Below are 24,761 nucleotides of genomic sequence, written 5' to 3'. Positions count from 1 at the left end.
GGACGATGCAGCAAAAACAAGGATTTATGCTTTCCCGGCGCGGCTTTCTGGTTCTCGCCGGGGGCGCGGTTTCGCTCTCCGTCTTGCCGTTCGGCGCAGCGGATGCAGCGACGAATGTGGTGAGCGCGGGCGATCCCACCGCGCTGTTCAACACCATCCGCAAGGCAAACGGCCTCTCGCTCATGGCGACCGATTCCAAGCTGGAACAGGCCGCGCTTTTTCAGGCGAAGCGCATGGCAAGCTATGGCAAGATCGGCCACAGCGTCGGCTGGGGCAATGGTTTTGTCGCGCGGTTGCGTCAGGCGGGCATTCGCGGTCCTGCGGCTGAAAATGTCGCCTCCGGCCAGCCCAATACCGAAGCCGTGTTCGACGCCTGGATGAAGTCGCCCGGCCATCGCAAGAACATGCTCGATCCCACCTTCAGCCATTATGGCCTGGCCTGGGCCACGCCGGAAAACAAACCCAATCGCATCTATTGGGCAATGATGCTGGGCCTCTGATCTCTATAACTCCTGACATAAAGCTGTCAGGGGCTGCGACAATCTATGGGCCGAATTCTCTGTAGTTTCGAGCGATTCCAGAGTAGACGTTCTCGAATTACAGGTGCGAATTCGGGGATAGTGGTTATGGATCAGTCGCAGCGCGTTGGAAGCGTTACGAGGCCGTTCGATGTGACGCATCGCATGGTCATGCTGATCGCCATTCCCATGACGCTTGCCGCCATCACGACGCCGCTGCTGGGGCTCGTCGATATGGGCGTGGTCGGGCAGATGGGCAAGGCCGAACTGATCGGCGGGCTGGCCATCGGCGCGCTGGTGTTCGATTTCCTGCTGTCCATGTTCAATTTCCTGCGCTCCGGCACAACCGGTCTGGTGGCGCAGGCCATGGGTGCTGAAGACGCCATCGAAGAACAGGCAATCTTCTGGCGCGCCATCATTATCGCGGTGATCGCGGGCGGCTTGATGATCCTCTGCCTGCCGCTCATTCTGGCCGCGGCCTCCAGCTTCATGCATCCGACAAGCGCGACGCAGGAGGCCATGGCGACCTATGTGTCGATCCGCATGCTGGCCGCGCCGGTGGCGCTCATCAATTATTCGGTGCTGGGGCTGGTTCTCGGACGCGGACAGGGCCTGCTTGGCCTCGGCCTTCAGGTTCTGCTCAACGGCATCAATATCGTGCTCTGCATCATTCTCGGCCTCGAACTCGGCTGGGGCGTGACAGGCGTGGCATGGGCCACGGTCACCGGCGAAACCGTCGCGGCGATTGTCGGCCTCTTTCTGGTGGTCCGGCATTTCCGCAAGGACGCGACCAAGCGCCCGAGCCGCCAGCGCATTTTCCAGAAGGAAGGCATTCTGCGCATGTTCGCGGTCAATCGCGATATCATGATCCGCTCCTTCCTGCTTCTGACCGCTTTCGCCTTCTTCACACGTGCGGGTTCCGATCTCGGGCCGGTGACGCTTGCGGCCAATGCCGTGCTGATGAATTTCTTCCTCGTGGCAGGCTTTTTCCTCGACGGCATGGCCGCCGCCGCTGAACAGATCGTCGGGCGGTCGATCGGTGCGCGCTACAGCCCGGCCTTTGTGCGCGGCACCAAGCTCACCTTTGTGTGGGGGCTGGTGATGGCCAGCATCATCGCCTTCGCGCTTTTGGTTTTCGGAGATCCAATCATCAGCCTTCTGTCCAAGGCCGAGGATGTCCATGCCGAGGCGCTCAAATATCTGCCCTGGGCGGCACTCACCGGTATCACCGGGCTGCTCGCCTTTCATATGGACGGTGTCTATATCGGGGCTACATGGTCGCGCGACATGCGCAACATGATGTTCCTGTCGCTGGCCTTCTTTATGGCCGTGCTTTATGCGGCAAAGCCCGCGATGGGCAATCACGGGCTTTGGCTGGCGCTTAATCTGTTTCTGTCGATACGTGGCATCACGCTTCTGGCGATGCTGCCACGCCGCTATCGGCTGGAATTCACGAAATAATCACGCAGGCAAAGGGCGCGCTGCCCAGTCTTTTGTGTCGCGGTCGCGCAGTTCGGCAATATTGGCGACGCCTTCGCGTTTAACCGCTGCCGAAAGCCCGCGCAGAATGTCGCTTGGCAGGCCGGGGCCGCGATAGATGAGGCCCGTATAAAGCTGTACCAGATCAGCCCCAGCCTTGATCTTGGTCAGGGCGGTTTCGGCGCTATCGATACCGCCAACGCCGATCAGCGGCATGTCAGGCCCCACACGCTCGCGCATGCGGGCAAGAACCACGGTGGACCGTTCGAACAGCGGTGCGCCGGAAAGCCCGCCGGTTTCGTCGCGGTTTTCAGCACTTTTCAGCCCGGTACGCGACAGGGTGGTATTGGAAACGATGATGCCGTCCAGTTTCTGCTCGGTGGCCTCGGCGGCAATGTCGTCCAGTTCCTCATCGGCCAGATCAGGCGCGATCTTGAGGAACACCGGACGCTTCAGCGTGCACATGCTGCCTTCCTCGTTGCGCGCTTCCAGCACACGGCTCAAAAGCTCGCGCAGACTGTCGCGCGCCTGGAGATTGCGCAGGCCCGGCGTGTTGGGCGAGGAAATATTGACGGTGAAATAGCGCGCCAGCTGGTAGAACCGGCGAATGCCCGCCACGTAATCGGCGATGCGATCTTCCGCATCCTTGTTGGCACCGATATTGACGCCGACAATGCCGCTCTTGCCTGCGCGCTGCGACAGGCGCTTGAAAGCCGCCTCGTGGCCTTCATTATTGAAGCCAAGGCGATTGATGACGGCCCTGTCATCCACAAGACGGAAAATGCGCGGACGCGGATTGCCGCTTTGCGAGCGCGGCGTGATGGTGCCGATTTCGGTGAAGCCGAAGCCCAGCTTCAAAAGCGCATCCGGCACTTCGGCATTCTTGTCATAGCCAGCGGCCATGCCGAGCGGATTGAGAAACTGCAATCCCGCAACCTTGACCGACAAAGCGGGGTCGCTCGGTGCGCTGCAGCTTACGAGCCCGGTCTTCAGCCCGGCAATGGACAGGCCATGCGCCTGTTCTGCGTCGAAAGAGAAGAGGGCGCGTCGGCCGAGAGTTTCAAAAAGTCCGCTCATTCGTCTTTCAGCTCCGGGAAAATATGAAGTCCATTGTCGTCGAGCAGCAAGGGCTCGACAGCCACGACCGCATCAAGCGGCAGGTCCGCATAGAGATGAGGGAAAAGCGCACCACCGCGCGAGGCCTCATATTTAAGGTCTTCACCAAGACGGGTCGCGTCCACGCTCACAAGAACCAAGTTGTTCTGGTTCGCGAAATGCTTCGCAGCGGTTTCGCGCACCTGTGTTGCAGTAGAGAAATGGATATAGCCATCGGCAATATCAACCGGTGCACCCGAAAAGCTTCCCGCCTTTTCCGCTTGCGCCCAGAGTTCGCGCGGGGCGATCTTGTAGATGATCTTGGTCATGGCTGTCCTCTAGACCGAAATTGTCAGAAAATCAAAGACCCAAAGCATTTCCAGCAAAAGTGCGAAGCGGTTTTGCGTGGGATAATGCGTAAAAACAAATAGCTGAAGGGGTTCGATTTTCGTCGCAAAGCTCCCATATGATGACAGGAAGCCAAAGGGAGATCGGATTATGTCGAACAAAAACACCTTTTTCGCCGCACGTCCCGTCATGCGCGGTCTGGCGGCGGTGGCTCTGGTCGCGCCGGTTCTGGCTGCATCCGGGGCGGTGGCGCAGGAAAATGGCCGCTATCGTCTGGAACAGACCGAAACCGGCTATGTGCGCCTTGATAGCAAGACCGGCGCGATTTCGGTTTGCACCGAACAGTCGCAGGGCCAGATGATCTGCAAGATGGCCACGGAAGACCGCGAGGCTTATGAGAATGATCTGGCGGATTTGCAGGGCCGCGTGAAGGTGCTGGAAGACCGGCTGGCGGCCATCGATCAGAAGGGCGGCGGCAATACCGCTTCGGGCCTGCCGAGCGAACAGGAGTTCGAACAATCCATGAGCTATATGGAACGCTTCATGCGCCGCTTCATGGACATTGCCAAGAGCTTCGACAGCGAGCCGGAAAAGCCCGCCGAGACGACACCAACACCGCCCGGCGGACGGACGTGATCGCTCGTGGATAATAAAAAAGGCGCCAAATGGCGCCTTTCCTGTTTCTGTCGTTACGCGGCGTAGCGTTTCGTCGCTTCGATCAGCTCATGAACGATGCCCGGCTCGGTCACGGCGTGGCCGCTATCCTCGACGATCTTGAGGTCGGCTTCCGGCCACAGCTTCTTCAGCTGCCATGCATTGATGAAGGGCGTGCAGATATCGTAACGGCCATGCACGATGACGCCCGGAATATGCCGGATGCGTTCGACATTGCGCAAAAGCTGGTCATCAGAATCGAGGAAGCCGCGATTCTGGAAATAGTGGCACTCGATGCGCGCAAAGGCGATTGCATATTCATCCGCGCCGAAGGCATCAACGCGCGATGGGTCCGGCAGAAGCGAAATGATTGAGCCTTCCCAGCGCGCCCAGCGACGGGCGGCTTCCAGCTGAACTTTCGGATCGCGGTCCGTCAGGCGCTTGTAATAGGCGGCAATCATATCGCCGCGCTCGGCTTCGGGAATATGCTCCTGAAAGGCTTCGAAGTGATCTGGAAAAATGATGCTGGCACCGTTGGTATATGTCCAGTCGATTTCGAACCGGCGCAGCATGAAGATGCCACGCAGCACCATTTCCGACACGCGTTCCGGGTGCGTTTCAGCATAAGCGAGGCCGAGCGTCGAACCCCAGGAGCCACCGAAAATCTGCCATTTGTCGATGCCGAGATGGGCGCGGATATGCTCCATATCGGCAACGAGATCCCAGGTGGTGTTTTCACGCAATTCGGCGTGCGGCGTGGAACGACCGCAACCGCGCTGGTCAAACAGGATGATGCGATAACGCTCCGGATCGTGCAGGCGACGCATGGCTGGCGTGATGCCGCCGCCGGGGCCGCCATGAATCATGATCACCGGCTTGCCGTCCGGGTTGCCGCACTGCTCGACATGGATGCGATGCAGCGGGGACACCTGCAGCATCTCTTCCTTGAAGGGTTCAATCTCGGGATAAAGCATATTGCGCGTCATGAAAGGCCTTCTGGTTCCCACCCTCTGCTTCACGTGCCTGGCGGGGCCTGTGTTTCAATTTCCGGCGCAACCCTACCACAGAATGCGGCCACATGGCGGCAATGAGAAATGCGAAAACACGTTAGCAACGTGATTTTTGGTTGCTCCGCATAAAAATAGGCATAAAAACTTGTTTGGTAGCATTGGATGCACCGCACGGGGAGGAACCACTTGAAATTGGCGCGCGAGGCACATGCACTTTATCATCGCTGACGATCACCCGCTTTTTCGCGGCGCATTGAGACAGGTTCTGTCGGGACAATCCGAAAACGTCGAGATTGTCGAAGTTGGCGATTTCGATGCCGTCAGGAAACTGGTTGCCGAACGCGACGATATCGACCTTCTGCTGCTCGATCTGACCATGCCCGGCGGCGCTGGACTTTCGGGGCTGGTGGCGCTGAAGGCGTTGCAGCCGGCCCTGCCGGTGGTGATCGTGTCCGCCACCGACGATGCCGCGACGATCCATCATGCGGTGGAACTGGGCGCATCGGGCTTCATCTCCAAATCGGCCAGCATGGAGACCATCGGCGAGGCGGTGCGCGCCGTGCTTGCGGGCGATATCTGGACACCGGAAGGCATTGATCTCGATCACCCGAAGGATCCGGAAATCGAGGGCCTGATTGCGCGCCTGCGCACGCTCACACCGCAGCAGACCCGCGTGCTGACCATGCTCGCCGAGGGTCTTCTCAACAAGCAGATCGCCTATGAGCTGAGCGTGTCGGAAGCGACCGTCAAGGCGCATGTCTCGGCCGTGTTGCAGAAGCTTGGCGTCGATAGCCGCACTCAGGCTGTCATCTTGCTGTCGCGCATCGGCAGTGACGTTATCAGCACATGATATGATTATTGCGCAGCCGTCTGTGACGGGCTGCCGTCCTGTCGCGCATGATAAAAATGCGACAGCAATGAGCGTAACGCCGCCGGGCGAAGCGGCTTGTTCAACAAGGTGATGTTTTCATCCTCGGCGCGCTGGCGCACTTCCTTGGAACGGTCGGCGGTCAGCAAGATGGCGGGTATTTCCGTCTCGAAATGCTCCCGCGTGAAGCCGATCATGTCGATGCCGTTTTCATGGATCAAATGATAATCGGCGACGATGACATCCGGCGCGGTGCTGCGATTGGCGCAAAACGCTTTCAGCGCCGCGCCGTTGCGCAGCGTGGTCACGTTGCAGCCCCAGCCCGAAAGAAGCGTTTCCATGCCGGACAGAATGTCGGCATCATTGTCGATGCACAGCACATCGAGGCCTGTCAGTTCCAGCGCGCGCGCATGGCCACGACGGCTTCTGGTTTCCTCTACCGGCACTGGCTCGTTTGAAACCGGAATGCGCAGGGTGAATGTTGTGCCCTTGCCCTGAACCGAGCGCACCGACAGCGGAAATTCCAGCAGCCGGGCGATGCGGTCGACGATGGACAGGCCAAGTCCCAGCCCTTCCGCCTCGCGCATACCTTCATCAAGGCGGGTGAATTCGCGGAAGACGAGCTTCAGCTTGTGCTGCGCAATGCCGATTCCGGTGTCCAGCACCTGCAATTCGACAAAAGCGCCCCGCCGCCGGACGCCAAGCAGCATGCCGCCGCTGCGGCTATATTTGATCGAATTGGAAACGAGATTCTGGATCAGGCGGCGCAGCATGTTGCGGTCGGTTTTCACCACGATGCTCGACGGCACCACGCGCAGTTTCAGCGCCTTCTTGCGCGCCAGCGGCGTGAAATCCGTGGCGATCTGGCTCAGCAACCTGTCCAGCCGGAACACCGAGACTTCCGGTTTCAGCGCGCCTGTGTCGAGGCGCGAAATATCCAGCACCATGCCCAGAATGGCTTCCACCGCCTCCAGCGAGGAATCGATGTTGCGGGCAAATTCGCTGGTTTCCGAACGCCCAAGTTTCTCCGACAGCGCGGTGGAATAGAGGCGCGCGGCGTTGAGCGGTTGCAGAATGTCGTGGCCCGCGGCGGCGAGAAAGCGCGTCTTGCCGAGATTGGCCTCTTCGGCAGCGGCCTGCGCCCGCGCCAGTTCCTTGTTCACATGGGTCAGTTCCGCCGTGCGGTCGGCCACGCGCTGTTCCAGCATTTCGGCGGCCTTCTGGCGCATCAGATCGGCTTCGACGGCGGCGGTGATGTCGGTATAGGTCGCGACGATACCGCCATCCGGCATCGGATTGGACTGGATTTCCAGTGTCTTGGCCGTCGATTTCATCTTCAGGCGCGCGGGCTTGCGGCTGGCCGTCAGCGAATGGATGATGCTGTTGCGCGCATTGAAGGCGATGTCTTCGCGGCGGATCAGATGCTCGACGATTTCCGAAACCGGGATACCGACCTGCATCACCTCGTCAGGCAGGTTGAGCAGGGTGCGGAACTGGCGGTTCCAGAAGGCCAGCCGAAAATCCTTGTCGAAAACCGTAATGCCCTGTTCCATCTGGTCGAGCGCGATCTGCAACAGGTCGCGATTTTGTTGCAGGGCGGCGGAAGCGTCATCGAGAAGCTGGCGCGCATCACGCCCTGAAGCATCGTTGCGTTGCAGAAGCAGCGACAGAACGAGCCGTGCCGAAGCGGTGCCGACCGCCGTGCCAAGCAATTGTTCGGCATGGCGGATCAGGGGCGTGTCAACGGTCATGCCCGGATCGAGCCTGCGCTGTTCATGCCCTTCGAACCGCAGGAAGGCGCGCTCGACACGTTCGGAGCCGAGATAGCGCGCCATGGTGGCTTTCAGTTCCGCCACGGTGACGGTGGTGCGGAACCGTCGGAGCGTCGGCGTCGCGATGAAATAGCGCGGCAAGAAGATGCTGGCCTGAATGCGCTCCAGCGGCGTCGAGGCGCGCGAGAGCGAACCCAGAATATAGAACAGCGTATTGGCTGTGAGGCTCCAGATCACGCCATTGGTCAGCGGCAGCGCATCGGTGCCGAACAGGGCTTCCGGGCGCAGTGCCGTGAAACCCAGAAAGCCGTCGCGCAAAATGGCGGCATCTTCCGGCGCCATGGTAGGCAAAAGCAACGTATAGGCCCACACGAGAAAGCCCGCCGACAGCCCCATCATCGCGCCGCGCCCATTGGCATTGCGCCAGAACAGACCGCCGATAAAGGCCGGAACGAATTGCGCAATGGCCGCAAACGATACGAAGCCGATAGAGGCAAGGTGAATATTGTTGGACGTGAAGCGATAATAGGCGAAGGCGAGCGCCAGAATGGCGATGATCGTCACACGCCTTGTATTGAGAATGACCTTTGTCAGGTCGGGCTGTTCAGCCGGGTGACGCTTGGCCATGCTGCGGATGAAAAGCGGCAGCACGAGATGGTTGGAAATCATGATCGACAGCGCCACGCAGGCGACGATCACCATCGCCGTTGCAGCGGACAGACCGCCAAGGAAGGCGATGAGCGCCATCCAGTGCGCTTCGGCGGCAAGCGGCAGCGCCAGCACGTAAAGATCGCCACTGACCGTGGTGCCAAGCGTCATCACGCCGATCAGGGCAATCGGAAACACGAAGATATTGATCAGCACCAGATAGACCGGGAACAGCCAGGATGCGGTGCGCAATTCCTTTTCGCTGCGGCTTTCGACGACCGTAACGTGGAACTGGCGCGGCAGCATGATGATGGCCGCAGCACTCAAGGCGGTTTGTATGATCCAGGTGCCGATGGAGGTCTGGTAGTGGAAGGCTTTCAGCGCATCGGTGGACTGGGAAATCTGGTCGATGAGCTGCGAGGGCGAGCCGAACAGGAAGAACGTGCAGGCGAGCCCAACGGTGAGAAATGCGCAAAGTTTGATGACGGATTCCACCGCAATGGCGAGGATCAACCCGTTCTGGTGTTCGGTCGCATCGGTGTGGCGCGTGCCGAACAGGATCGCGAAGACGGCGAGCACAGCGGCAACTGCCAGCGAAATATCGCCGAAGATGAAGGCAGGCGGCGCGACGGCGCGGCCATAATGGTCCATCACCAGCCCGACGCTGCCCGCAACTGCTTTCAGCTGCAAGGCGATATACGGGATCGACCCTACGGCGGCGATACAGGTGGCGAGAGATGCCACGCCAAAACTTTTGCCATACCGCGCCGCCAGAAAATCGGCGATGGAGGTGATGCGCTCCGCCTTGGCCAGCCGCACGATATGGCGCAGTAGCCGGTTGCCGAGCGTGAACACCAGGATCGGCCCGATATAGATTCCGAGAAATTCCAGCCCGCGCTGTGCGGACAGGCCGACAGAGCCGAAGAAGGTCCAGGACGTACAATAGACCGCAAGGCTCAGCGCATAGACATAGGGACGCGGCGCACTGTTCCAGCGTGAGGCTCTGCGGTCGCCGATACTGGCAACAGCAAAAAGCAGCAGCAGGTACAGGAAGGCAGCGCCGATGATTCCCCAGCCTTGCATAGGCGGCTTTATTCCTCTTCAGTTTATCCAAGTCTGTCTGACGCAAGCACTTTCATGTCCTGCGTGCAAGAATATTGATGAAAAAGCGGATGTTTTACCCATCGATATCCGCGTTTATCTTTTCTTTGAAGTTTTTCGAATACAAACTAAGCGAAATACAGTTTGATAGAACCGTTCTTCGAGCCTCCCCCTGTCAGGAGCGGTCCTATCGTTCACCGTCGGAGCGATCTGACGCCATATTAATTGACGAACGCACCGCAGCAACGACGGCCCGGTTATGTGGAATGCAATCGTGAGGGAGACTGACGAATGTTGAAAGAATTCAGGGAATTCGCTCTCAAGGGCAATATGGTCGATCTGGCCATCGGTGTGATTATCGGCGGCGCCTTCGGTGGCCTCGTCAATTCCATCGTCAACGATATCATCATGCCGATCATCGGTCTGATCACCGGCGGTATCGATTTCTCGAACATGTTCATCCAGCTTGCCGGCGAGCCGAAGTCCACGCTTGCCGCCGCCCGTGAAGCCGGTGCAACCGTTGCTTACGGTAACTTCGTGACCCTGCTGATCAATTTCCTGATTATCGCCTGGGTGCTGTTCCTTGTCGTCAAGGGCATGAACCGCATGAAGAAGAAGGAAGAAGCAAAGCCTGAGCCGGAAGCTCCGCGCGAGGAAGTGCTGCTGACCGAAATCCGCGATCTTCTTGCCAAGAAGGCCTGATCGGGATTTTTCTTTGCGATCCAAGACGGAGCCTGCAAGGGCTCCGTTTTTGTTTTGGCATTCATCAATACCGATGATCGGATCATCACAAAATGCCGAGTGATTTTGTGCTCGCGTCTTGCTAAGGCCGATAGACATAGAGCAAGTAGCGCAGGATCATCATGACACTTTTAGCCAGTCTCCGCCGTGAAGCAGCGCAAGCGCCAGAAAGCGGCATTGTCGCCGTTGCCAATCATGGCCGGGGCCGCGAAGGGCTCATTCCGTTATGGGTGGGCGAAGGCGATCTGCCGACGCCGGATTTCATCCGCGATGCGGCGCAGAAAAGCATTACCGACGGCGAGACCTTCTATACATGGCAGGCCGGTATTCCCGAACTGCGCGAGGCGCTGGCCCGTTACCATGCGCGTCATTTCCCGCTGGCCTTGAAGCCTGAGAATTTCTACGTCACCGGCTCGGGCATGCACGCCATCGAAATGGCGCTGACGGCGACGGTCGGTGCGGGCGAGGAAGCGATCTATCTGTCGCCGGCCTGGCCGAATTTCGTCGGCGCGGCTGGTCTTGCAGGTGCGGTGCCCGTCGCGGTGGAACTGGAATTCGGCGCGAATGGCTGGGTGCTCGACCCGGAGAAGGTCGCCGCCGCCATCACGCCCCGCACCCGCGCGCTGTTCATCAACACACCGTCCAACCCGACCGGATGGACCGCCGACCGCGAGACGCTGCGTTACATCCTTGATCTGGCGCGCAAGCACGGGCTCTGGATCATCGCCGACGAGATCTATACGCATTTCTATTATGGGGGCGGTCACGCCCCGTCTTTTATGGAAATCATGGAGCCCGACGACCGCATCATCTTCGTCAATTCCTTCTCCAAGAACTGGGCGATGACCGGCTGGCGCGTGGGCTGGATGACGGTGCATCCATCCGTCGGTCCGGTGATCGAAAACATGATCCAGTATTCGAACTCCGGCGTGGCGCCATTCATGCAGCGCGGCGCGGTGGCCGCGCTCGATCAGGGTGAACCCTTTATCGCCATGCAGGTGGAGCGTGCCCGCGCCACCCGCGACAGGCTTTGCTCGACCTTGCAGGCAACCGGCAAGGTGCGCCTGGCCCCGCCGGAAGGCGCGTTCTATCTGTTCTTCGGCGTTGAAGGCGTGACGGATTCGGTCAAGGCGGCCATCGATATTATCGACCGGGCCAATGTGGGCCTTGCACCGGGCAGCGCCTTTGGGCAAGGCGGCGAGGCATTCTTCCGCCTTTGTTTCGGTCGCGCCCCGCATCAGATTGATGAGGCCGCAGCCCGGCTCGTGAAATGGATTGAGCGACTTTAATCTAAAACAAAGGCCGGTGAAAACCGGCCTTCTTCATTCAGCTGTATACGAGAATCTTATCCGCCCGCCTTGGACACCATCAGCGGCACGACGCGGTCGGAACTGGCTGTCTGCGGGGCATCGGTTTCGGCAAAGGGAATGCCAAGCGTGTTCCAGACTTCCAGCAGAGCATCCTTCAGCCCGTCGATCAGCGCATCGTCATGCAGCGGCGACGGCGTGATGCGCAGGCGTTCGGTGCCGCGCGGCACGGTCGGATAGTTGATCGGCTGGATATAGATGCCGTGGACATCGAGCAGCCGGTCGCTGGCCTTCTTGCAAAGTTCCGGATCGCCGACCAGCACGGGCACGATATGCGTGTCCGAAGGCATGACCGGCAGGCCCGCCGCCGACAGCACATCCTTGGCCTGCTGCGCTTGACGCTGCTGGCCGTCGCGTTCGATCTGCGAGGTTTTGAGATGGCGGATCGAAGCCGTCGCGGCAGCTGCCACCGATGGCGGAAGCGCGGTCGTGAAGATGAAGCCCGGCGCATAGGAGCGCACGGCATCGATAATGGCGCGTGAGCCGGTGATATAGCCGCCCAGCGCGCCGAAAGCCTTGGCGAGCGTGCCTTCGATGATGTCGATGCGGTGTGCCAGACCATCGCGGTCGGTGATACCGCCGCCGCGCTTGCCGTACATGCCAACCGCATGAACTTCATCAATATAGGTCATGGCGTTATACTTGTCGGCCAGATCGGCGATCTTCTCGATCGGTGCAATATCGCCATCCATCGAATAGACGGATTCAAACACGATCAGCTTGGCGCGTGCCGGATCGGCGGCCTTCAAAAGCTGTTCCAGATGCTCGACGTCATTGTGGCGAAAAATCTTCTTCTCCGCACCCGAGCGGCGCACGCCTTCGATCATCGAGGCATGGTTCAGCTCGTCGGACAGGATCAGGCAGTTCGGCAGCAGGCGCGCAATGGTCGAAATCGAGGCTTCGTTGGAAATGAAGCCGGAGGTGAAGACGAGACCGGCTTCCTTGCCATGCAGATCGGCCAGTTCGGCTTCCAGCTCGACCAACGGATGGTTGTTGCCGGAAATGTTGCGCGTGCCGCCAGCGCCGGAACCGGCATTGCTTGCGGTGTCGCACATGGCCTTGATCACATCGGGATGATGTCCCATGCCGAGATAATCATTGGAACACCAAACGGTGATTTCACGGGCCGTGCCATTGTTCCGCCAGATCGCGCGGGGGAAACGCCCGACGATGCGTTCAAGGTCGGCGAAAACGCGGTAACGCTTCTCTGCGTGCAACTGATCAATCGCGTCTTCGAAAAACCGGCGATAATCCATCATGCGCTCCTTAGAGGGCAGCGCGTCCTTCAGGGCGCACAAAACTCGCTCTAACTATTTGATTCGACGCACCGTGTTTCCGAAAAATCGCTCCCGATTTTTAGGCCGATGCGCTTGTCTTTGCCTTAACTAGCGCTTTTGGCCGTTAACGTCCATGGCGCGGTCGCGGGCAATTTGCCACGTTTTATTGAAGCAGCATTGATCAGGATCAAGCAAATGCAGCCAGAAGGGCAAAATGGCTGAGACGTTCATTCACGCATTCGTATCGTCGTATCACACAGCGTGATTCTTGCTGACATGGAATTGCCTGGAATGAATAGCGATATAGTGTTTATTAGCGCTTCCTGAAAGACATCCCCCATATGAAGTCGGTTTTGCCGCCAATGCACTATCCAGCGTCAAAAGAAACGGATTGGGCTGCCTATTGGCGCGCCTCGTCGGCCCAGCAGTTCAAGCTGCGCTGGCGCCATGCGCGGCTGTCGGTGCCCAAAAAGCGCGGCAAGGCCAATTTGATCGCCTCGGCTGGAAGTTTCGCGGCCCTGCTGCCGAATGATCTGCCGCTGATTTGCGTGGTGCGCAATGCTGGCGCCTATCTGAATTCGTTCCTGCGCTATTATCGTGCGCTGGGCGTTACGCGTTTCATCGTCGTGGACGACAAGTCGGATGACGGCACGGCCGAAATTCTCGCCAATGCCGCCGATGTCGATCTGTTCGTTTCCGACGTGCGCTATGCTGAGGCGGATCGCGGGCGCGCCTGGCGCGATGCGCTGTTCAATATTTACGGTCGCCGCCGCTGGTATCTCTCGGTGGATGCCGACGAGTTCTTCGTCTTCCCGCGTATGGAACAGCGCAGCTTGCGCGATTTCATCGGGGAACTGGAAGCACATGGTATCCGGCGTTGCCTCGCGCCGATGATCGACATGTATCCCGCCGGTCTTCTGCGCGATGGCGTTTTTGTCGATGACGGAACGAAATATCCTTTCGAAGTGTCGTCGCATTTCGACGGCGACGGCTATACGGTCAGGCAGGAGCGTTTCGGCGTTGCCGTGCGGGGTGGGCCGCGCCAGCGCCTGTTCGGGCGCAGCATGCGCCTGTCCAAGTTTCCGCTGATCTGGGTAGACCGCAAGACCGATTATCGCCGCGGCAGCATTCACGGGCCGGGCCCTTGCTTCCGCAATTATCTGCCGGTCACCGGGGCGCTTTTGCACTATCGTTTTTCGTCGCGCTCGGTCGAGGAGTTTCAACGGATCGCGAAAGAGGGCGGCCATGCAGGCGGCTCGGAACACTACAAGGCCATCGTCGGCAACGAGCGGTTTTCCGACGACCTGTCGCTGGTCTATTCGGGCTCGGTTCACTATACGGGACCGGAATGTCTGGTCGAACGCGGCTTTATGGTGGATTTGCAAAACCTGACGAAGCCGCCCTGCATGGAGCGGGCCAAGGCAAGCTGAAACCGGTTATGTTTCGGCTCAGGACAGGGCGATCTTTCGCAGGAATTGCAGCCATATATCGTTACGCCGGATCGTCAGGCGCGGAATGCCGAACGGGTCGTCGGTGGCTTTTGCGCGGCGCTTTTCCGTGGTGGTGGCGTATTTATACCCGGCCTGCGCGACGATCTCGCGTGTTCTCGCAGTCTCGCCGCCATAGGGATAGGCGAATGATATGACTTCCTGACCAAGCAAGTCCTCGATCTTTTCGCGAGATTGCCGGATCTGCACTTCAGCATCCGTATCGTTTGCGGTGCTCAGATTGATGTGATCGAGCGTATGTGACCCGACTTCGTGACCGAGGGCCGCCCATTCCCGCATTTCGGCGACGCCCATGCAATCGGCCCGCGCCACGCCGATTTTCTGATCCCAGAGATTGAAGCCACCGATCTGGTTCGCGACGAAATAATTCGTGGCGGTAAAGCCATGTTCCTGCAAGATAGGCAGAGCATTGCGGAAGACATTGTCAAACCCATCATCGAAGGTGATGACCGCGACTTTCCCCTCTTTGCCACCATAGATATAGGGCAGCGCATCCTTCAGCGACAATCCCTGATAGCCGAGGCGCTTGAGCCAGGCCATCTGGTTGCCAAAACGGTCGGGATGCACGGTCATGCTGCGAAAAGGCGCTTTGTGCCGGGGCGGAACATCGATCTGGTGATAAAGAAGAATTGGGACGGACACGATAATCCTCGATCTTGTATGTTCAGTCGGTCGCGCGAAATATTGTTTTGTCGCTAAATCTTTAAAAATAAATAATTAAATCAGTTTTTTCCTGAATGGAATTGCTAACTCTTGCGAGAACGATTTTTGATCTTCCAGCGATAAAGCGGTCGCAGGATTTCCCGCTTCAGCTTATCGGGCAGGGATCGGGATTTCTGGATGGTGCTGCCGCCCAGACGCACCGACACCTCGCGCACGCCGCCGGGCAGGACGGAAAGCGGCTTCAGTCCCGTCACCCAGTTCATCTGCGCCGTGGTGTCGACCGGCCGGTCGAAAGTTTCGGTCGCGGCCAGCAGCCGTCTCGCCGCCTCGCGCCCGACAAGCTGGGCGACCATGCCGAGGCCGACCGGTACGGGCAGGATCACGCGCACGCCATCGATATTCAGCACTTCACGGCCTGTTTCCCGCTCGCGGAAAGGAAAGCGGATGAAGCTGTCATGGTCGACAAGCTGCAACGCGGCCTGAAAAGCGGCGGCAAATTCCGGCGTCAGCTCCACGTCATCTTCCAGCACGAAACCGGCGTCGATCTTCTGATCGACGATGGCCTGCCATGCCTTGCGATGCGACAGAAAGCAGGCAATCTCGTTGGTGCTGAGGGGGAAGGGGTAGTGGGGCTTGTGCACCGAGCGGCGATAAACGCGCTGGATCGTTTCTCCATCGAGCACACGCCCGTCAATGGCGTCGATCACCTCGGCCCGTATGGGCAGGCTGTCGATGAGCTGCGCCACCTGCGGCTGGCGATCGCTCGCCCGCTTCAGATGGATGATGAAGGCCTTCACGGCCCTTTTCGGGCCGTCTGGATTTTGTTGCGTGGCGGGCTTTTGCGATCCGCTTTGCGCTGGAGAGTCATGACGCGTTTCGTTCATGGTCTCTATGTAGCGTGGAGCCGATGAAAAAGCTTCAGGATTTTTGCCGGAAAGGAGCGGCGATCAGACCGGCTTCCAGCCCGGTTCCACAAGGTCGGCTTCGGCGCGCCACAGATCGGCATAATCGACATTCTGCCAGTCTTTGAACCAGGGACCGCCGCTGGTGTAATGCACGACTTTCGGCAGGCCGTGTTCGGGCTTTTCGTTCCAGCCTTCAAGCCAGTTATACTCGGTCGGCAAGGCGCCGATTTCATCATCGGCAGCCCATTGCATGCGATGCAGAAAAGCGCCTGTTTCGCGGTTGACCAGTTCCGGCGTCAGCTGCTGGGTCGAAGGATGCCCGCAATTGAACAACATGCAGGACGACCAGTTCTTGCGCGGATAGGTGGTCTGCACCTTTCCATCCATCTTCACGCTGTCTTTCGGCTGATAGTCGTGCTGCACGCAGTAAACCGCCTTCGACGGGTCGTTATAGGCCTGCAGCCCGGCAATATCGCCGAGAAACAGGAAGTCGCAATCGCAAAACAGCGCCCAGCCCTTGTAGCCGGCAAGCCAGGGCGTGAAGAACCGCGAATAGGTGAATTCCGTGGAGGCCAGCGGGTCGATGTCACGCGTATAGACGCCCTGATCGACCAGATCCTGCAACTTGATCGGTACGATCTCCAGCGGAATGGAAGAATGTTTCAGCGCCGAGGCCCTGGCGACTTCATAGGCGATCGGTTCGCGGGAGTCCCAGCCAATAAAAATGCGTAACGGTTCAGTCATTCAAATACTCCTTTTAACGAGATTTGTGGCGAAGGCCCGAGCAGGTCGGGCTATTCGATGATGCTGATGCGCCCGGAAGCCACTTGTCTTTCGACCCAGCTGCGCTCGTCGCCCCATGCGTGGCGTTTCCAGCCTTCCCAGGTGAAACCGCACAGCTTCACGTCCCAGCTTTCGGCGGGGCATTTGCCCAGCATGTGCCAGATGCCGAAAAAGCCGGTGCTGGGAAAAACCTTGCTCAGCTGCTCCTCGCTGACGCCCAGTTCCTTGCAGCCAGCCATATAGAACTGCGGCGGCATGATGCGGATTTCCTTGCCCGCAGCGCCCACGACTTCGATGGTTTCGGCGGTCCAGTCGGAACGACGCCCCTTGAGACGCGACAGGATATTCGGCTTGGGGTGATAAAGACGCATGATGCTCGGGTGATAGGCGAGCATGACTTCCTTCGCGGCCCGGAAGGTCGGGGTTTGCACGAAGCCCGGATCGCGCAGGCGGCGCTGCATCGGCTTGCTGGAGGTGGCCAGTATCAGGAGGTCGGTCCGCGTGCCGCTCATGCCGATCGATTGCTTGGGCTCGTTGAAACGCACCACGAAATCTGCAGCATCAACCTCGCGCGACAGGTCGCGGGGTAAAGGGGCATTACCGACTATAATGAGAGTTTTCTTCATTTTTACCGGCGGGAATCGACTTGAAAGACGTTCTGCTTCCCGTCTAACCGGAATTTTTATATTTTAAAAGCATTAGCTAATTTAGATAAAAAGAATGTTGGCTGATTTGCAGGATTTCCCCAATCACAATGCAGCCATGCAGTATCTGCACTTCTCAAACGCGTTTGAAAGGCGGAAGCTCATATTTGGGAGGAAGATAAAAACAAGGGGATACCGCCATGAGCCTTCCAATCAATCTTCGTACCCAATTCAATCGCTGGATGCAGTATTGCGAAAACCTGCGCGAGCTTGAAAGCTGCAGCGACCGCGAACTGAGCGATCTCGGCCTCAGCCGCAACGACATCCGCCGCGTGGCGCGCGAAGCCGCTTACGCCGCAGCCTGACAATGCGGGCAAAAGGAGCCCATCGCGTTCGGCATGAAACCGGACGCGGGCTCCAGTCGCGGTGGAATGTTAGCCGTTAAACATCTCCAGGCTTCTTGAATCGGACGTGAATATCGTCGCCCGCAAGATCGAAACCGGCATAGTTGCGCTGGAAGGCGATCAAGGCGTCGTTGACGCCCTTGGAATAATCGTCGTCCTGCACTTCGATATGGTGCCGGTAGAGGATCCTGTCGCCTTTGTAGAATATAACCTGACCTTCCATCATAGCCTCCTTCTCAGCTGATAAGCATCAAGACGGAACGCCGCCGGATGGCGCGTAAAGTCGGTGTGTCTATTTGAGATAGGCGATGACCCGCGCGCTTCAAGGGTTTTTTGACGTTCCACCGCTTGCAAGTGTCAGCCAGGCCCGCGCGGCATGGGACAGAAACGCGCCTTTGCGCCAGATCAGGGCCATGTTCCAGTTCATGTCCGCATCGGTGATTTTCTGAATGCGGACGCCGGAATGATAGCGTTGCTCGGCGATCATCAGGGGCAGGAAGCCGACGCCCATGCCCGCTGCCACCAACTCGACGATGAAATCGATCTGACTGGAACGCACCGCGACATTGGGGGCAAAGCCATGCTGCTGGCAGGCATCGAGGATGATATGATTGAGTGCAAAGCCGCTTTCAAAAAGAATGAAAGGCAAGCCTGCGATCTGGTCCAGCGTCACGCCGTCGCCTTTGGCGGCCTCATGGGTCGCGGGCAGCAGGGCGACGACCGGCTCGCAGCGCACATCCTGCCACTCGAAACTGTCCTCGACGGGCAGAAGCGAGGCGGCAAGCTCGACATCACCCGCCAGCAACAGCTCTTCCAGACGGCGGCTGCCATGCTCGACCAGTTGAATGTCGATATCCGGGTGAAGCTTGGTATAGGCGGCGAAAACCGGCGCAAACAGCACGCTGGAGCCGATAGGCGGCAGACCGAGGCGCAGCAGACCGCGTTTCAGGCCGCGCAATTCGCCCAGTTCCGCCAGCATATCGTCTTTCTCGGCCAGCATGGCGATAGATCGGCGATAGACGATTTCGCCCGCAGCCGTCAGGCGGGGCGGGGAAGCGTCGCGGTCGAGAAGGGCAAGGCCCAGCTCTTCCTCCAGCTGCTTCACTGCCTTGCTGACGGTGGACTGGGTCGCGTGAATGGCTCTGGCCGCGGCGGAAAACCCGCCCTGCCGCACCACCTCCACAAATGCCTGAAAGCTCCTCAAGTTCATGAGCTATTCTATATCGGAATAGCTGCAATGAAATCAATTCATTTCTAGAATAAGCCATGACGGCCTATATTGTTGTTCACAAGAGACCGAATTCAAACGGGTCAACGCCCGGGAAGAAGCCAATGAACGCCTCCAAAAATGCCCGTACTCTCGCCGTCCGCTTCCGCTATGCGCTGCACCACAGCCGCATGATGCAGATTGCGACGCTGGTCGGCTTCTGGCTGGCGGGTGAAGCTTTCGTCCGCGTGGTTGGCCTGCCCCTGCCGGGTGGCATCATCGGCATGGCGCTGGTGTTGGCGCTTTTGTTGAGCGGGCGCGTCAGCCTGTTCAGCATGAAGCGCGGCGCGGAATGGTTTTTGGCGGAAATGCTGCTGTTCTTCGTGCCCGCCGTTCTGGCGATCCTTGAGCACCGCGAACTGATCGGTGTGCTTGGCCTCAAGATCATGGCCGTCATCCTGCTCGGCACGCTGACGGTGATGAGCGTCACCGCATTGACGGTAGACCTCTGCTATCGCTGGAGCCTCCGTTATGCTGCCAAGTAACCCCTTCGTGGCAACGCTGTTCTGGTCGGCGGCCACGATCCTGCTTTATCTCGCGGCCAAGCGCGTTTATCGCCGCTTTCCCCTATGGTGGCTGACGCCTTTGGCCGTCACGCCGCTTCTGCTGATGGGGCTGGTTGTCGCGCTTGATGAAAACTATCGCGGCTATTTCGGCGCCACCCACTGGCTGGTGGCGCTGCTCGGCCCTGCAACGGTTGCCTTCGCCATTCCCATCTATCAGCAGCGCGCGACCATCCGCCGGTACTGGCCGGTTTTGCTGGCTGGTGTGCTGGTCGGCAGTTCATCGGCCATGGCTTCGGCCTGGGGGCTGGCGCATCTGCTGGGCTTGAACGAGGCGATCAGCCTCAGCCTGATGCCGCGTTCGATGAGCACGCCGTTCGCCATGACGGTTTCGGGCGACATTGGCGGCACGCCGGACCTGACTGCCATCTTCGTGGTGCTGACCGGTGTTTTCGGCGCGGCGCTTGGCGAAGTGATGCTCAACTGGCTGCCGCTGCGCTCCGCACTGGCGCGCGGCGCACTGTTCGGCATGGGCGCGCATGGCGCCGGTGTGGCAAAGGCCCACCAGATCGGCAGCGAGGAAGGTTCCATCGCCGGTCTCGTCATGGTGCTGGTTGGACTGGTGAATGTGCTGGCTGCGCCGATGATTGCGCATTTCCTCTAAGTCGTTGTTTATAAATATAAATCTTCCTTCAGGAGTGCCCGTTTTTGCGGGCGCTTTTGCATTTTCCGCAGATGCCTTTTTCTTGAGCAGTGCGGAATTTGCATAACTGACATGCATTATTGGCCGTTGTTGTATAAAGTACAGCGGGTTAGAACTTGGTCATCGAGTTCACTCCTCCTCCCAGAACTCGATACCGGAATACGGCACTCCTCCTCCCAGCCGTATTCGAAGATCAGGCCGCGCATCCTCCTCCCGCGCGGCCTTTTTCTTTTTGTGAACCTCCCCAAAATCTGCACAAGCCAAACGCTCCATCCGTTGACAATCCGTCACCGTAGAGCCCCATGGGCAATCCGCGCTGGCTGTACTATCTCTCGTGCAGCTTTATTAGGACGGGAGATCGCAATCATGACCAGTGGCATCCATCATCTCACGCTGATCACGCGCAAGGTGCAGGCGAATGTCGATTTCTATGCGGGCTTTCTGGGTCTGCGTATCGTCAAGCGGACGGGCGGCTTCGAGGATGCCGAGCAGCTGCATCTGTTCTATGGCGACCGCTCCGGCACGCCCGGTTCGCTGATCACCTTTCTGGTCTGGGAAGACGGCTCCAAGGGCCGGGTCGGTCACGGGCAGGTCAGCGAAATCGCGCTTTCCATCGACCGCACGGCCATCGGCTTCTGGCTGGAGCGCGCGTTGCGTTATCACGTATCGTCCGAGGGTCCGGTGCAGGAGTTTGGCGAGCCGGTTTTGCGGCTGCGCGATCCCGATGGCGTGATCGTCAAGCTGGTCGGCAGCGATCTTGCGGCCAATGACCCGTGGTCCGGTGAGGGCATTCCGGCTGAATTCGCCATTCGCCGGATACGCTCCGCCACCATCCTGTCGGAGCAGCCCGAACAGACCGCCGCATTCATCGAGCGATATTTCGGCTTTCGCCATCAGGGGAAGGAAGAAACCATCGACCGGCTGGTCTCCGATTCCGGTGACGCCATCGATGTGCGCGATGCGAGCGGCTTCTGGCCCGGCATTCCGGGGACCGGCATTGCCGATCATGTGGCGTTTCGCGCCCGCACGACCGACGATGTGACGACGCTGGAAAAGGAGCTGTCCAAGCTCAATTCCAGCGAGGTCAATGTGCATGACCGCAAATATTTCACCTCGCTCTATGTTCGTGAGCCGGGCGGAACCCTGTTCGAATTTGCCACCGACGCCCCTGGTTTTACCGTGGATGAGCCGGTGGAAACATTGGGGCAGCTTCTGTTCGTGCCGCCGGGCAATGAGAAACAGGCCCAGGCAATCCGCGCCCGCATGCCGCAATTCGGCCTGCCGGGTGAGGAGCGGGTGATCTATCGCGATCTGCCCTTCGTCCATCGCGTTCACCTGCCGGAAGATCCGGATGGCAGCACGCTGATCCTGCTGCACGGTTCGGGCGGCAATGAGAATGATCTCATGCCGCTCGCCCGGCTGGCCGCGCCGCGCGCCACGCTGATCGGTGTTCGCGGTCGCAGCACGGAGGAGGGCATTCAGCGCTGGTTCCGCCGTTTCGATCAGAAGCGTTTCGACCAGAAGGACATCCGGTTCGAAGCGGAAGCCTTTGAGGCTTTCGTTGAGGGCGCGATTGCGGCCTATGACATCGACCCGGACCGACTGGCCTTTATCGGCAATTCCAACGGGGCAAACCTGCTTGCGGCCTTCATGCGGCTTCATCCGCATATCGTGCGCAAGGCGGTTCTGCTGCGCCCTTCGGAAGTTCTGGAGGAACAGCCGGACGCCGATCTGTCCGACGCTGCCGTTCTTCAATTGAACGGCGCAGCCGATCCGTTCGGCGATGCTTCGGGCGCATTGGCAAAGGCGCTGCGGGATGATGGTGCCGATATCGATGTTCGCGCCATCGAGGGCTGGCATGGCCTGACCGACGACGATATTCGCCTCACAGGCGATTGGCTGAAGCAGAAACTCTGAATGCCTCGTCGATCAAACGAAAAAAGGGCCGCCGGATTTCTCCGGCGGCCCTTTTTATTTGCTTAGTCCAGCGGCTTGAGGCCTTTTTCGATGGCTGCGCGCTTGCTTTCGAGGAAAGGCGGCAGCGACAGGCTTTCGCCGAGGCTCTCCAGCGGTTCATCGACGGCAAAGCCCGGACCGTCGGTTGCGATTTCGAACAGGATACCGTTCGGTTCGCGGAAATAGAGCGAACGGAAATAGTAACGCTCGACTTCACCGCTGGACGGCACCCTGAGCGACCGCAGGCGTTCGACCCATTCCTGCATGCTTTCCTGATCCGGCGTGCGGAAGGCGACATGGTGCACCGCTCCCGCACCCTGCCATGCTGTCGGCAGGTTGGGCTGCACGGCGACATGAAGTTCGGCAGCCGCGCCGCCCGGTCCCATCGAGAAGACATGCACATGGCCTTCGCCATCGGGCGAGGCATAGTCGCCGGTCTCGCTCATGTTCATCAGCTTTTCGAGCACGATCCTGGTCGGCGCGAGGTCGGGGACGCTCAGCGTTATCGGGCCGAGGCCACGAATCTGCCTCTCGGCGGGTACGGGGCTTCTGTCCCAGCTATGGGCGTCGCCCGCGCCGCCATCGTCGGTCAGCCGCAGACGCTGGCCTTCCGGGTCTTCGAAATCGAGTACGGCACGACCGGCCACTTCAAAAATATCGCCGGCTTCGATGCCCTGTTCGTTCAGGCGCTTGCGCCACCAGTCGAGGCTTTCGACGCCATTCACGCGCAGGCCCGTGCGGGCCACGCTGTTGGTGCCGCGGCGTTCGCGCTCGACCGGCCAGTCGAAGAAGGTGATGTCGGTGCCCGGCGATGCCAGACCATCGGCATAGAACAGATGGTAGGCGCTGGTGTCGTCCTGATTGACGGTCTTCTTGACGAGCCGCAGCCCGAGCGTATCGGTGTAGAAGCGCCGGTTGGCCGGTGCATTGGCGGTGATGGCCGTCAGGTGGTGCAGTCCGGTAAGTTCCAAAGCCATAATTGCCTCCTTTGTTCAGGGAGTTGCGTTTGCTGTTGGTCCCTATATCGTCCGTTGGGGCGTTCCGGAAAAGTGCTGGTTGCTGAACAGTGTGTAACCGATAAGCCGCAGCCGTGGCCTGATCGTTCGGTGGTGGATAAAAGGGGCTTGGCAGAGCTTGGCCCGTCAAGAATATATTAACCTGCAAAATTCGCAGTGTAAAAGAAACGCGAATTCATTGACGTGGCGTGTCTGGCCTTTCAGAAATCAGGTCTGATTTCGATGCGAAGCGGTGGCGTAAAGGGAGCTTGGTTTTGCAGAGCATGTTTCGTCGGGCTGTGCCTGCATTGCTTGTTTTGGTGACGCTGCTCGCAGGTTGCGCCAGTCGTCCTGAAGGCGTGCTTGTGCCGGTGGGCGAGGTTACATCGCCCGGAACGACCAAGGTTGATTTGCTCGTCGCAACCACCCGCCGCCCATCTGACAATCCCGGCATTCTGTTTTCCGGCGAACGCGACAAGCTGGTCTCGATCAATGATATCGTCGTGTCCATCCCGCCGGAAAAGAACCGCAAGGCGGGCGAAGTGCAGTGGCCAAAGAAGCTGCCGCCCAATCCGCAGACCGATTTTGCCACCGTCAGCGTAACACCGCTCAAGACCGATGTTGAGAAGGCAGGTTGGGTTCGCCCGCACCTCACCAAGAGCCGCCGCGTGATGGTGTTCGTGCACGGCTTCAACAACACGTTTGAAGATTCCGTCTACCGCTTTGCCCAGATCGTGCATGATTCCGGGGCCGATGTTGCGCCGGTGATCTTTACCTGGCCGTCGCGCGCCAGCGTGTTCGACTATAATTACGACAAGGAAAGCACCAACTATTCCCGCGACGCGCTGGAACAGATACTTCGCGCCATCGCCCGTGAGCCGGAGGTGAAGGACATCACCGTGATGGCCCATTCGATGGGCAGCTGGCTGACGGTTGAAGCGCTGCGCCAGATGGCGATCCGCGACGGGCGCGTGAATGCCAAGATCACCGATGTCATTCTGGCTTCACCCGATCTGGACGTCGATGTGTTTGCCAAGCAGTTTCTGGCGATGGGCAAGGACCATCCACGCTTCACGCTGTTCACCTCGCGTGACGACCGCGCGCTTGCATTGTCGCGGCGCATTTCGGGTAATATCGACCGCCTTGGCCAGATCGATCCGTCCATAGAGCCTTATCGTTCGGGGCTTGAAAAGGCGGGCATTACCGTCATCGATCTTACCAAGCTCAAATCGGGTGATCGCCTCAATCACGGCAAGTTTGCCTCAAGCCCCGAGGTCGTGCAGCTGATCGGCCAGCGCCTCGTTGCAGGCCAGACCATCACGGATTCGCAAATCGGTCTCGGTGATCGTCTGGGTGCTGTGGCGATCGGCACGGCGCAAGGCGTCGGTACGGCGGCCTCTCTCGTGGTCACAGCGCCGATTGCCGTGTTCGATCCGAAAACCCGCAAGACCTATGACGAGCAGATCGACCGTTTTGGTCGCGCGGTCGGCAATACGGTGGGAGCGGTGGCGACCCCGACGCAATAAGCGGCTTGGTGCGCCTTGCCTTCGCT

General features: G+C 59.2%; 24 protein-coding genes. 12 read left to right on the top strand and 12 right to left on the bottom strand.

The annotated features are described in order from the left end of the window. Window positions 1–5: 5 nt before the first annotated feature. Together FIC94_RS06775 and FIC94_RS06770 are read left to right on the top strand one after the other, a co-directional pair. A complete protein-coding gene (locus tag FIC94_RS06775; RefSeq protein ID WP_109368349.1) occupies window positions 6–500 on the top strand; it encodes a CAP domain-containing protein in 495 nt (164 codons plus the stop codon). 126 nt (window positions 501–626) lie between these two features. After that, window positions 627–1,979 carry an MATE family efflux transporter gene (locus tag FIC94_RS06770; RefSeq protein ID WP_109368350.1) on the top strand — a complete coding sequence of 451 codons (1,353 nt, stop codon included), beginning with the start codon at window positions 627–629 and terminating at the stop codon, window positions 1,977–1,979. Here FIC94_RS06770 and FIC94_RS06765 read toward each other — a convergent pair whose 3' ends face one another. Further along, window positions 1,980–3,074, bottom strand: a complete 1,095-nt coding sequence (locus tag FIC94_RS06765) for a quinone-dependent dihydroorotate dehydrogenase (RefSeq protein ID WP_140024379.1) — start codon at window positions 3,072–3,074, stop codon at window positions 1,980–1,982. It lies immediately after the preceding gene. Beyond that, window positions 3,071–3,421, bottom strand: a complete 351-nt coding sequence (locus FIC94_RS06760; RefSeq protein WP_109368352.1) for a DUF952 domain-containing protein — start codon at window positions 3,419–3,421, stop codon at window positions 3,071–3,073. Before FIC94_RS06760 ends, FIC94_RS06765 begins: the two co-directional genes overlap by 4 nt. A 169-nt stretch (window positions 3,422–3,590) precedes the next feature. Here FIC94_RS06760 and FIC94_RS06755 point away from each other — a divergent pair, with 169 nt between their 5' ends. After that, complete coding sequence (locus tag FIC94_RS06755; protein ID WP_109368353.1) at window positions 3,591–4,076, top strand: hypothetical protein; 486 nt, start codon at window positions 3,591–3,593, stop codon at window positions 4,074–4,076. A gap of 53 nt (window positions 4,077–4,129) precedes the next feature. Here the strand turns inward: FIC94_RS06755 and pip are convergent, their stop codons facing one another. Then, window positions 4,130–5,080: a prolyl aminopeptidase gene (gene pip, locus FIC94_RS06750; RefSeq protein WP_109368354.1), complete on the bottom strand. Its 951-nt coding sequence runs from the start codon at window positions 5,078–5,080 to the stop codon at window positions 4,130–4,132. A gap of 232 nt (window positions 5,081–5,312) precedes the next feature. Between pip and FIC94_RS06745 the strand changes: the two genes are divergently transcribed. Continuing rightward, on the top strand, window positions 5,313–5,954 hold the full coding sequence (locus FIC94_RS06745) for a response regulator transcription factor (protein ID WP_109368355.1): 642 nt from the start codon (window positions 5,313–5,315) through the stop codon (window positions 5,952–5,954). Window positions 5,955–5,959: 5 nt separating this feature from the next. On the opposite strand, the gene FIC94_RS06740 is transcribed toward FIC94_RS06745, so the two are convergent. Continuing rightward, window positions 5,960–9,475 (bottom strand): hybrid sensor histidine kinase/response regulator, encoded by a 3,516-nt coding sequence (locus FIC94_RS06740; RefSeq protein ID WP_121537252.1) that lies wholly within the window; start codon window positions 9,473–9,475, stop codon window positions 5,960–5,962. Window positions 9,476–9,784: 309 nt separating this feature from the next. On the opposite strand from FIC94_RS06740, the gene mscL reads away from it, so the two are divergent. Together mscL and FIC94_RS06730 are read left to right on the top strand one after the other, a co-directional pair. Further along, complete coding sequence (gene mscL, locus FIC94_RS06735; RefSeq protein ID WP_109368357.1) at window positions 9,785–10,195, top strand: large conductance mechanosensitive channel protein MscL; 411 nt, start codon at window positions 9,785–9,787, stop codon at window positions 10,193–10,195. A gap of 161 nt (window positions 10,196–10,356) precedes the next feature. Continuing rightward, window positions 10,357–11,523, top strand: a complete 1,167-nt coding sequence (locus tag FIC94_RS06730) for a pyridoxal phosphate-dependent aminotransferase (protein ID WP_121537254.1) — start codon at window positions 10,357–10,359, stop codon at window positions 11,521–11,523. Window positions 11,524–11,579: 56 nt separating this feature from the next. Here FIC94_RS06730 and hemA read toward each other — a convergent pair whose 3' ends face one another. After that, window positions 11,580–12,857 carry a 5-aminolevulinate synthase gene (gene hemA, locus FIC94_RS06725; protein WP_140024543.1) on the bottom strand — a complete coding sequence of 426 codons (1,278 nt, stop codon included), beginning with the start codon at window positions 12,855–12,857 and terminating at the stop codon, window positions 11,580–11,582. Window positions 12,858–13,219: 362 nt separating this feature from the next. Here hemA and FIC94_RS06720 point away from each other — a divergent pair, with 362 nt between their 5' ends. Beyond that, complete coding sequence (locus FIC94_RS06720; RefSeq protein WP_140024378.1) at window positions 13,220–14,308, top strand: glycosyltransferase family 2 protein; 1,089 nt, start codon at window positions 13,220–13,222, stop codon at window positions 14,306–14,308. A gap of 18 nt (window positions 14,309–14,326) precedes the next feature. On the opposite strand, the gene FIC94_RS06715 is transcribed toward FIC94_RS06720, so the two are convergent. The 4 genes from FIC94_RS06715 to FIC94_RS06700 form a co-directional block, all read right to left on the bottom strand. Continuing rightward, complete coding sequence (locus tag FIC94_RS06715; RefSeq protein ID WP_109368361.1) at window positions 14,327–15,028, bottom strand: polysaccharide deacetylase family protein; 702 nt, start codon at window positions 15,026–15,028, stop codon at window positions 14,327–14,329. Between the two features lie 104 nt (window positions 15,029–15,132). Further along, window positions 15,133–15,933, bottom strand: a complete 801-nt coding sequence (locus tag FIC94_RS06710) for a glycosyltransferase family 25 protein (RefSeq protein WP_140024377.1) — start codon at window positions 15,931–15,933, stop codon at window positions 15,133–15,135. A gap of 63 nt (window positions 15,934–15,996) precedes the next feature. Next, window positions 15,997–16,698: a glycosyltransferase gene (locus FIC94_RS06705; RefSeq protein ID WP_121537262.1), complete on the bottom strand. Its 702-nt coding sequence runs from the start codon at window positions 16,696–16,698 to the stop codon at window positions 15,997–15,999. A gap of 50 nt (window positions 16,699–16,748) precedes the next feature. Further along, window positions 16,749–17,363, bottom strand: coding sequence for a glycosyltransferase family 29 protein (locus FIC94_RS06700; RefSeq protein ID WP_109368364.1), 615 nt, complete (start codon window positions 17,361–17,363; stop codon window positions 16,749–16,751). Window positions 17,364–17,581: 218 nt separating this feature from the next. On the opposite strand from FIC94_RS06700, the gene FIC94_RS22380 reads away from it, so the two are divergent. Further along, on the top strand, window positions 17,582–17,746 hold the full coding sequence (locus tag FIC94_RS22380; RefSeq protein ID WP_210261360.1) for a DUF1127 domain-containing protein: 165 nt from the start codon (window positions 17,582–17,584) through the stop codon (window positions 17,744–17,746). 76 nt (window positions 17,747–17,822) lie between these two features. Here the strand turns inward: FIC94_RS22380 and FIC94_RS06690 are convergent, their stop codons facing one another. Beyond that, window positions 17,823–18,008 carry a hypothetical protein gene (locus FIC94_RS06690; protein ID WP_109370167.1) on the bottom strand — a complete coding sequence of 62 codons (186 nt, stop codon included), beginning with the start codon at window positions 18,006–18,008 and terminating at the stop codon, window positions 17,823–17,825. Between the two features lie 99 nt (window positions 18,009–18,107). Beyond that, window positions 18,108–18,995 carry a LysR family transcriptional regulator gene (locus FIC94_RS06685; RefSeq protein ID WP_140024376.1) on the bottom strand — a complete coding sequence of 296 codons (888 nt, stop codon included), beginning with the start codon at window positions 18,993–18,995 and terminating at the stop codon, window positions 18,108–18,110. Between the two features lie 122 nt (window positions 18,996–19,117). Here FIC94_RS06685 and FIC94_RS06680 point away from each other — a divergent pair, with 122 nt between their 5' ends. The 3 genes from FIC94_RS06680 (at window position 19,118) to FIC94_RS06665 (ending at window position 22,175) form a co-directional block, all read left to right on the top strand. Beyond that, window positions 19,118–19,537, top strand: a complete 420-nt coding sequence (locus tag FIC94_RS06680) for a CidA/LrgA family protein (RefSeq protein WP_109368366.1) — start codon at window positions 19,118–19,120, stop codon at window positions 19,535–19,537. Next, complete coding sequence (locus FIC94_RS06675; protein ID WP_109368367.1) at window positions 19,524–20,219, top strand: LrgB family protein; 696 nt, start codon at window positions 19,524–19,526, stop codon at window positions 20,217–20,219. Before FIC94_RS06680 ends, FIC94_RS06675 begins: the two co-directional genes overlap by 14 nt. Before the next feature lie 405 nt (window positions 20,220–20,624). Then, window positions 20,625–22,175: a VOC family protein gene (locus FIC94_RS06665; protein ID WP_140024374.1), complete on the top strand. Its 1,551-nt coding sequence runs from the start codon at window positions 20,625–20,627 to the stop codon at window positions 22,173–22,175. Between the two features lie 62 nt (window positions 22,176–22,237). Here FIC94_RS06665 and FIC94_RS06660 read toward each other — a convergent pair whose 3' ends face one another. Continuing rightward, window positions 22,238–23,191: a ring-cleaving dioxygenase gene (locus FIC94_RS06660; RefSeq protein ID WP_109368369.1), complete on the bottom strand. Its 954-nt coding sequence runs from the start codon at window positions 23,189–23,191 to the stop codon at window positions 22,238–22,240. Between the two features lie 302 nt (window positions 23,192–23,493). On the opposite strand from FIC94_RS06660, the gene FIC94_RS06655 reads away from it, so the two are divergent. Further along, a complete protein-coding gene (locus FIC94_RS06655) occupies window positions 23,494–24,735 on the top strand; it encodes an alpha/beta hydrolase (protein ID WP_109368370.1) in 1,242 nt (413 codons plus the stop codon). Window positions 24,736–24,761: the final 26 nt, after the last annotated feature.

This window comes from Ochrobactrum teleogrylli (assembly GCF_006376685.1).
Classification (GTDB): Bacteria; Pseudomonadota; Alphaproteobacteria; order Rhizobiales; family Rhizobiaceae; genus Brucella; species Brucella teleogrylli.
Note: the sequence above shows the minus strand (reverse complement) of the source record. Positions and strands in the feature narration are given on the sequence as shown.

Excerpts from the sequence above, each read along its gene's own strand:
- FIC94_RS06775 (WP_109368349.1), top strand. The coding sequence starts at position 6 with ATGCAGCAAAAACAAGGATTTATGCTTTCCCGGCGCGGCTTTCTGGTT.
- FIC94_RS06770 (WP_109368350.1), top strand. The coding sequence starts at position 627 with ATGGATCAGTCGCAGCGCGTTGGAAGCGTTACGAGGCCGTTCGATGTG.
- FIC94_RS06765 (WP_140024379.1), bottom strand. The coding sequence starts at position 3,074 with ATGAGCGGACTTTTTGAAACTCTCGGCCGACGCGCCCTCTTCTCTTTC.
- FIC94_RS06760 (WP_109368352.1), bottom strand. The coding sequence starts at position 3,421 with ATGACCAAGATCATCTACAAGATCGCCCCGCGCGAACTCTGGGCGCAA.
- FIC94_RS06755 (WP_109368353.1), top strand. The coding sequence starts at position 3,591 with ATGTCGAACAAAAACACCTTTTTCGCCGCACGTCCCGTCATGCGCGGT.
- pip (WP_109368354.1), bottom strand. The coding sequence starts at position 5,080 with ATGACGCGCAATATGCTTTATCCCGAGATTGAACCCTTCAAGGAAGAG.
- FIC94_RS06745 (WP_109368355.1), top strand. The coding sequence starts at position 5,313 with ATGCACTTTATCATCGCTGACGATCACCCGCTTTTTCGCGGCGCATTG.
- FIC94_RS06740 (WP_121537252.1), bottom strand. The coding sequence starts at position 9,475 with ATGCAAGGCTGGGGAATCATCGGCGCTGCCTTCCTGTACCTGCTGCTG.
- mscL (WP_109368357.1), top strand. The coding sequence starts at position 9,785 with ATGTTGAAAGAATTCAGGGAATTCGCTCTCAAGGGCAATATGGTCGAT.
- FIC94_RS06730 (WP_121537254.1), top strand. The coding sequence starts at position 10,357 with ATGACACTTTTAGCCAGTCTCCGCCGTGAAGCAGCGCAAGCGCCAGAA.
- hemA (WP_140024543.1), bottom strand. The coding sequence starts at position 12,857 with ATGGATTATCGCCGGTTTTTCGAAGACGCGATTGATCAGTTGCACGCA.
- FIC94_RS06720 (WP_140024378.1), top strand. The coding sequence starts at position 13,220 with ATGAAGTCGGTTTTGCCGCCAATGCACTATCCAGCGTCAAAAGAAACG.
- FIC94_RS06710 (WP_140024377.1), bottom strand. The coding sequence starts at position 15,933 with ATGAACGAAACGCGTCATGACTCTCCAGCGCAAAGCGGATCGCAAAAG.
- FIC94_RS06705 (WP_121537262.1), bottom strand. The coding sequence starts at position 16,698 with ATGACTGAACCGTTACGCATTTTTATTGGCTGGGACTCCCGCGAACCG.
- FIC94_RS06700 (WP_109368364.1), bottom strand. The coding sequence starts at position 17,363 with ATGAAGAAAACTCTCATTATAGTCGGTAATGCCCCTTTACCCCGCGAC.
- FIC94_RS22380 (WP_210261360.1), top strand. The coding sequence starts at position 17,582 with ATGAGCCTTCCAATCAATCTTCGTACCCAATTCAATCGCTGGATGCAG.
- FIC94_RS06690 (WP_109370167.1), bottom strand. The coding sequence starts at position 18,008 with ATGGAAGGTCAGGTTATATTCTACAAAGGCGACAGGATCCTCTACCGG.
- FIC94_RS06685 (WP_140024376.1), bottom strand. The coding sequence starts at position 18,995 with ATGAACTTGAGGAGCTTTCAGGCATTTGTGGAGGTGGTGCGGCAGGGC.
- FIC94_RS06680 (WP_109368366.1), top strand. The coding sequence starts at position 19,118 with ATGAACGCCTCCAAAAATGCCCGTACTCTCGCCGTCCGCTTCCGCTAT.
- FIC94_RS06675 (WP_109368367.1), top strand. The coding sequence starts at position 19,524 with ATGCTGCCAAGTAACCCCTTCGTGGCAACGCTGTTCTGGTCGGCGGCC.
- FIC94_RS06665 (WP_140024374.1), top strand. The coding sequence starts at position 20,625 with ATGACCAGTGGCATCCATCATCTCACGCTGATCACGCGCAAGGTGCAG.
- FIC94_RS06660 (WP_109368369.1), bottom strand. The coding sequence starts at position 23,191 with ATGGCTTTGGAACTTACCGGACTGCACCACCTGACGGCCATCACCGCC.
- FIC94_RS06655 (WP_109368370.1), top strand. The coding sequence starts at position 23,494 with ATGTTTCGTCGGGCTGTGCCTGCATTGCTTGTTTTGGTGACGCTGCTC.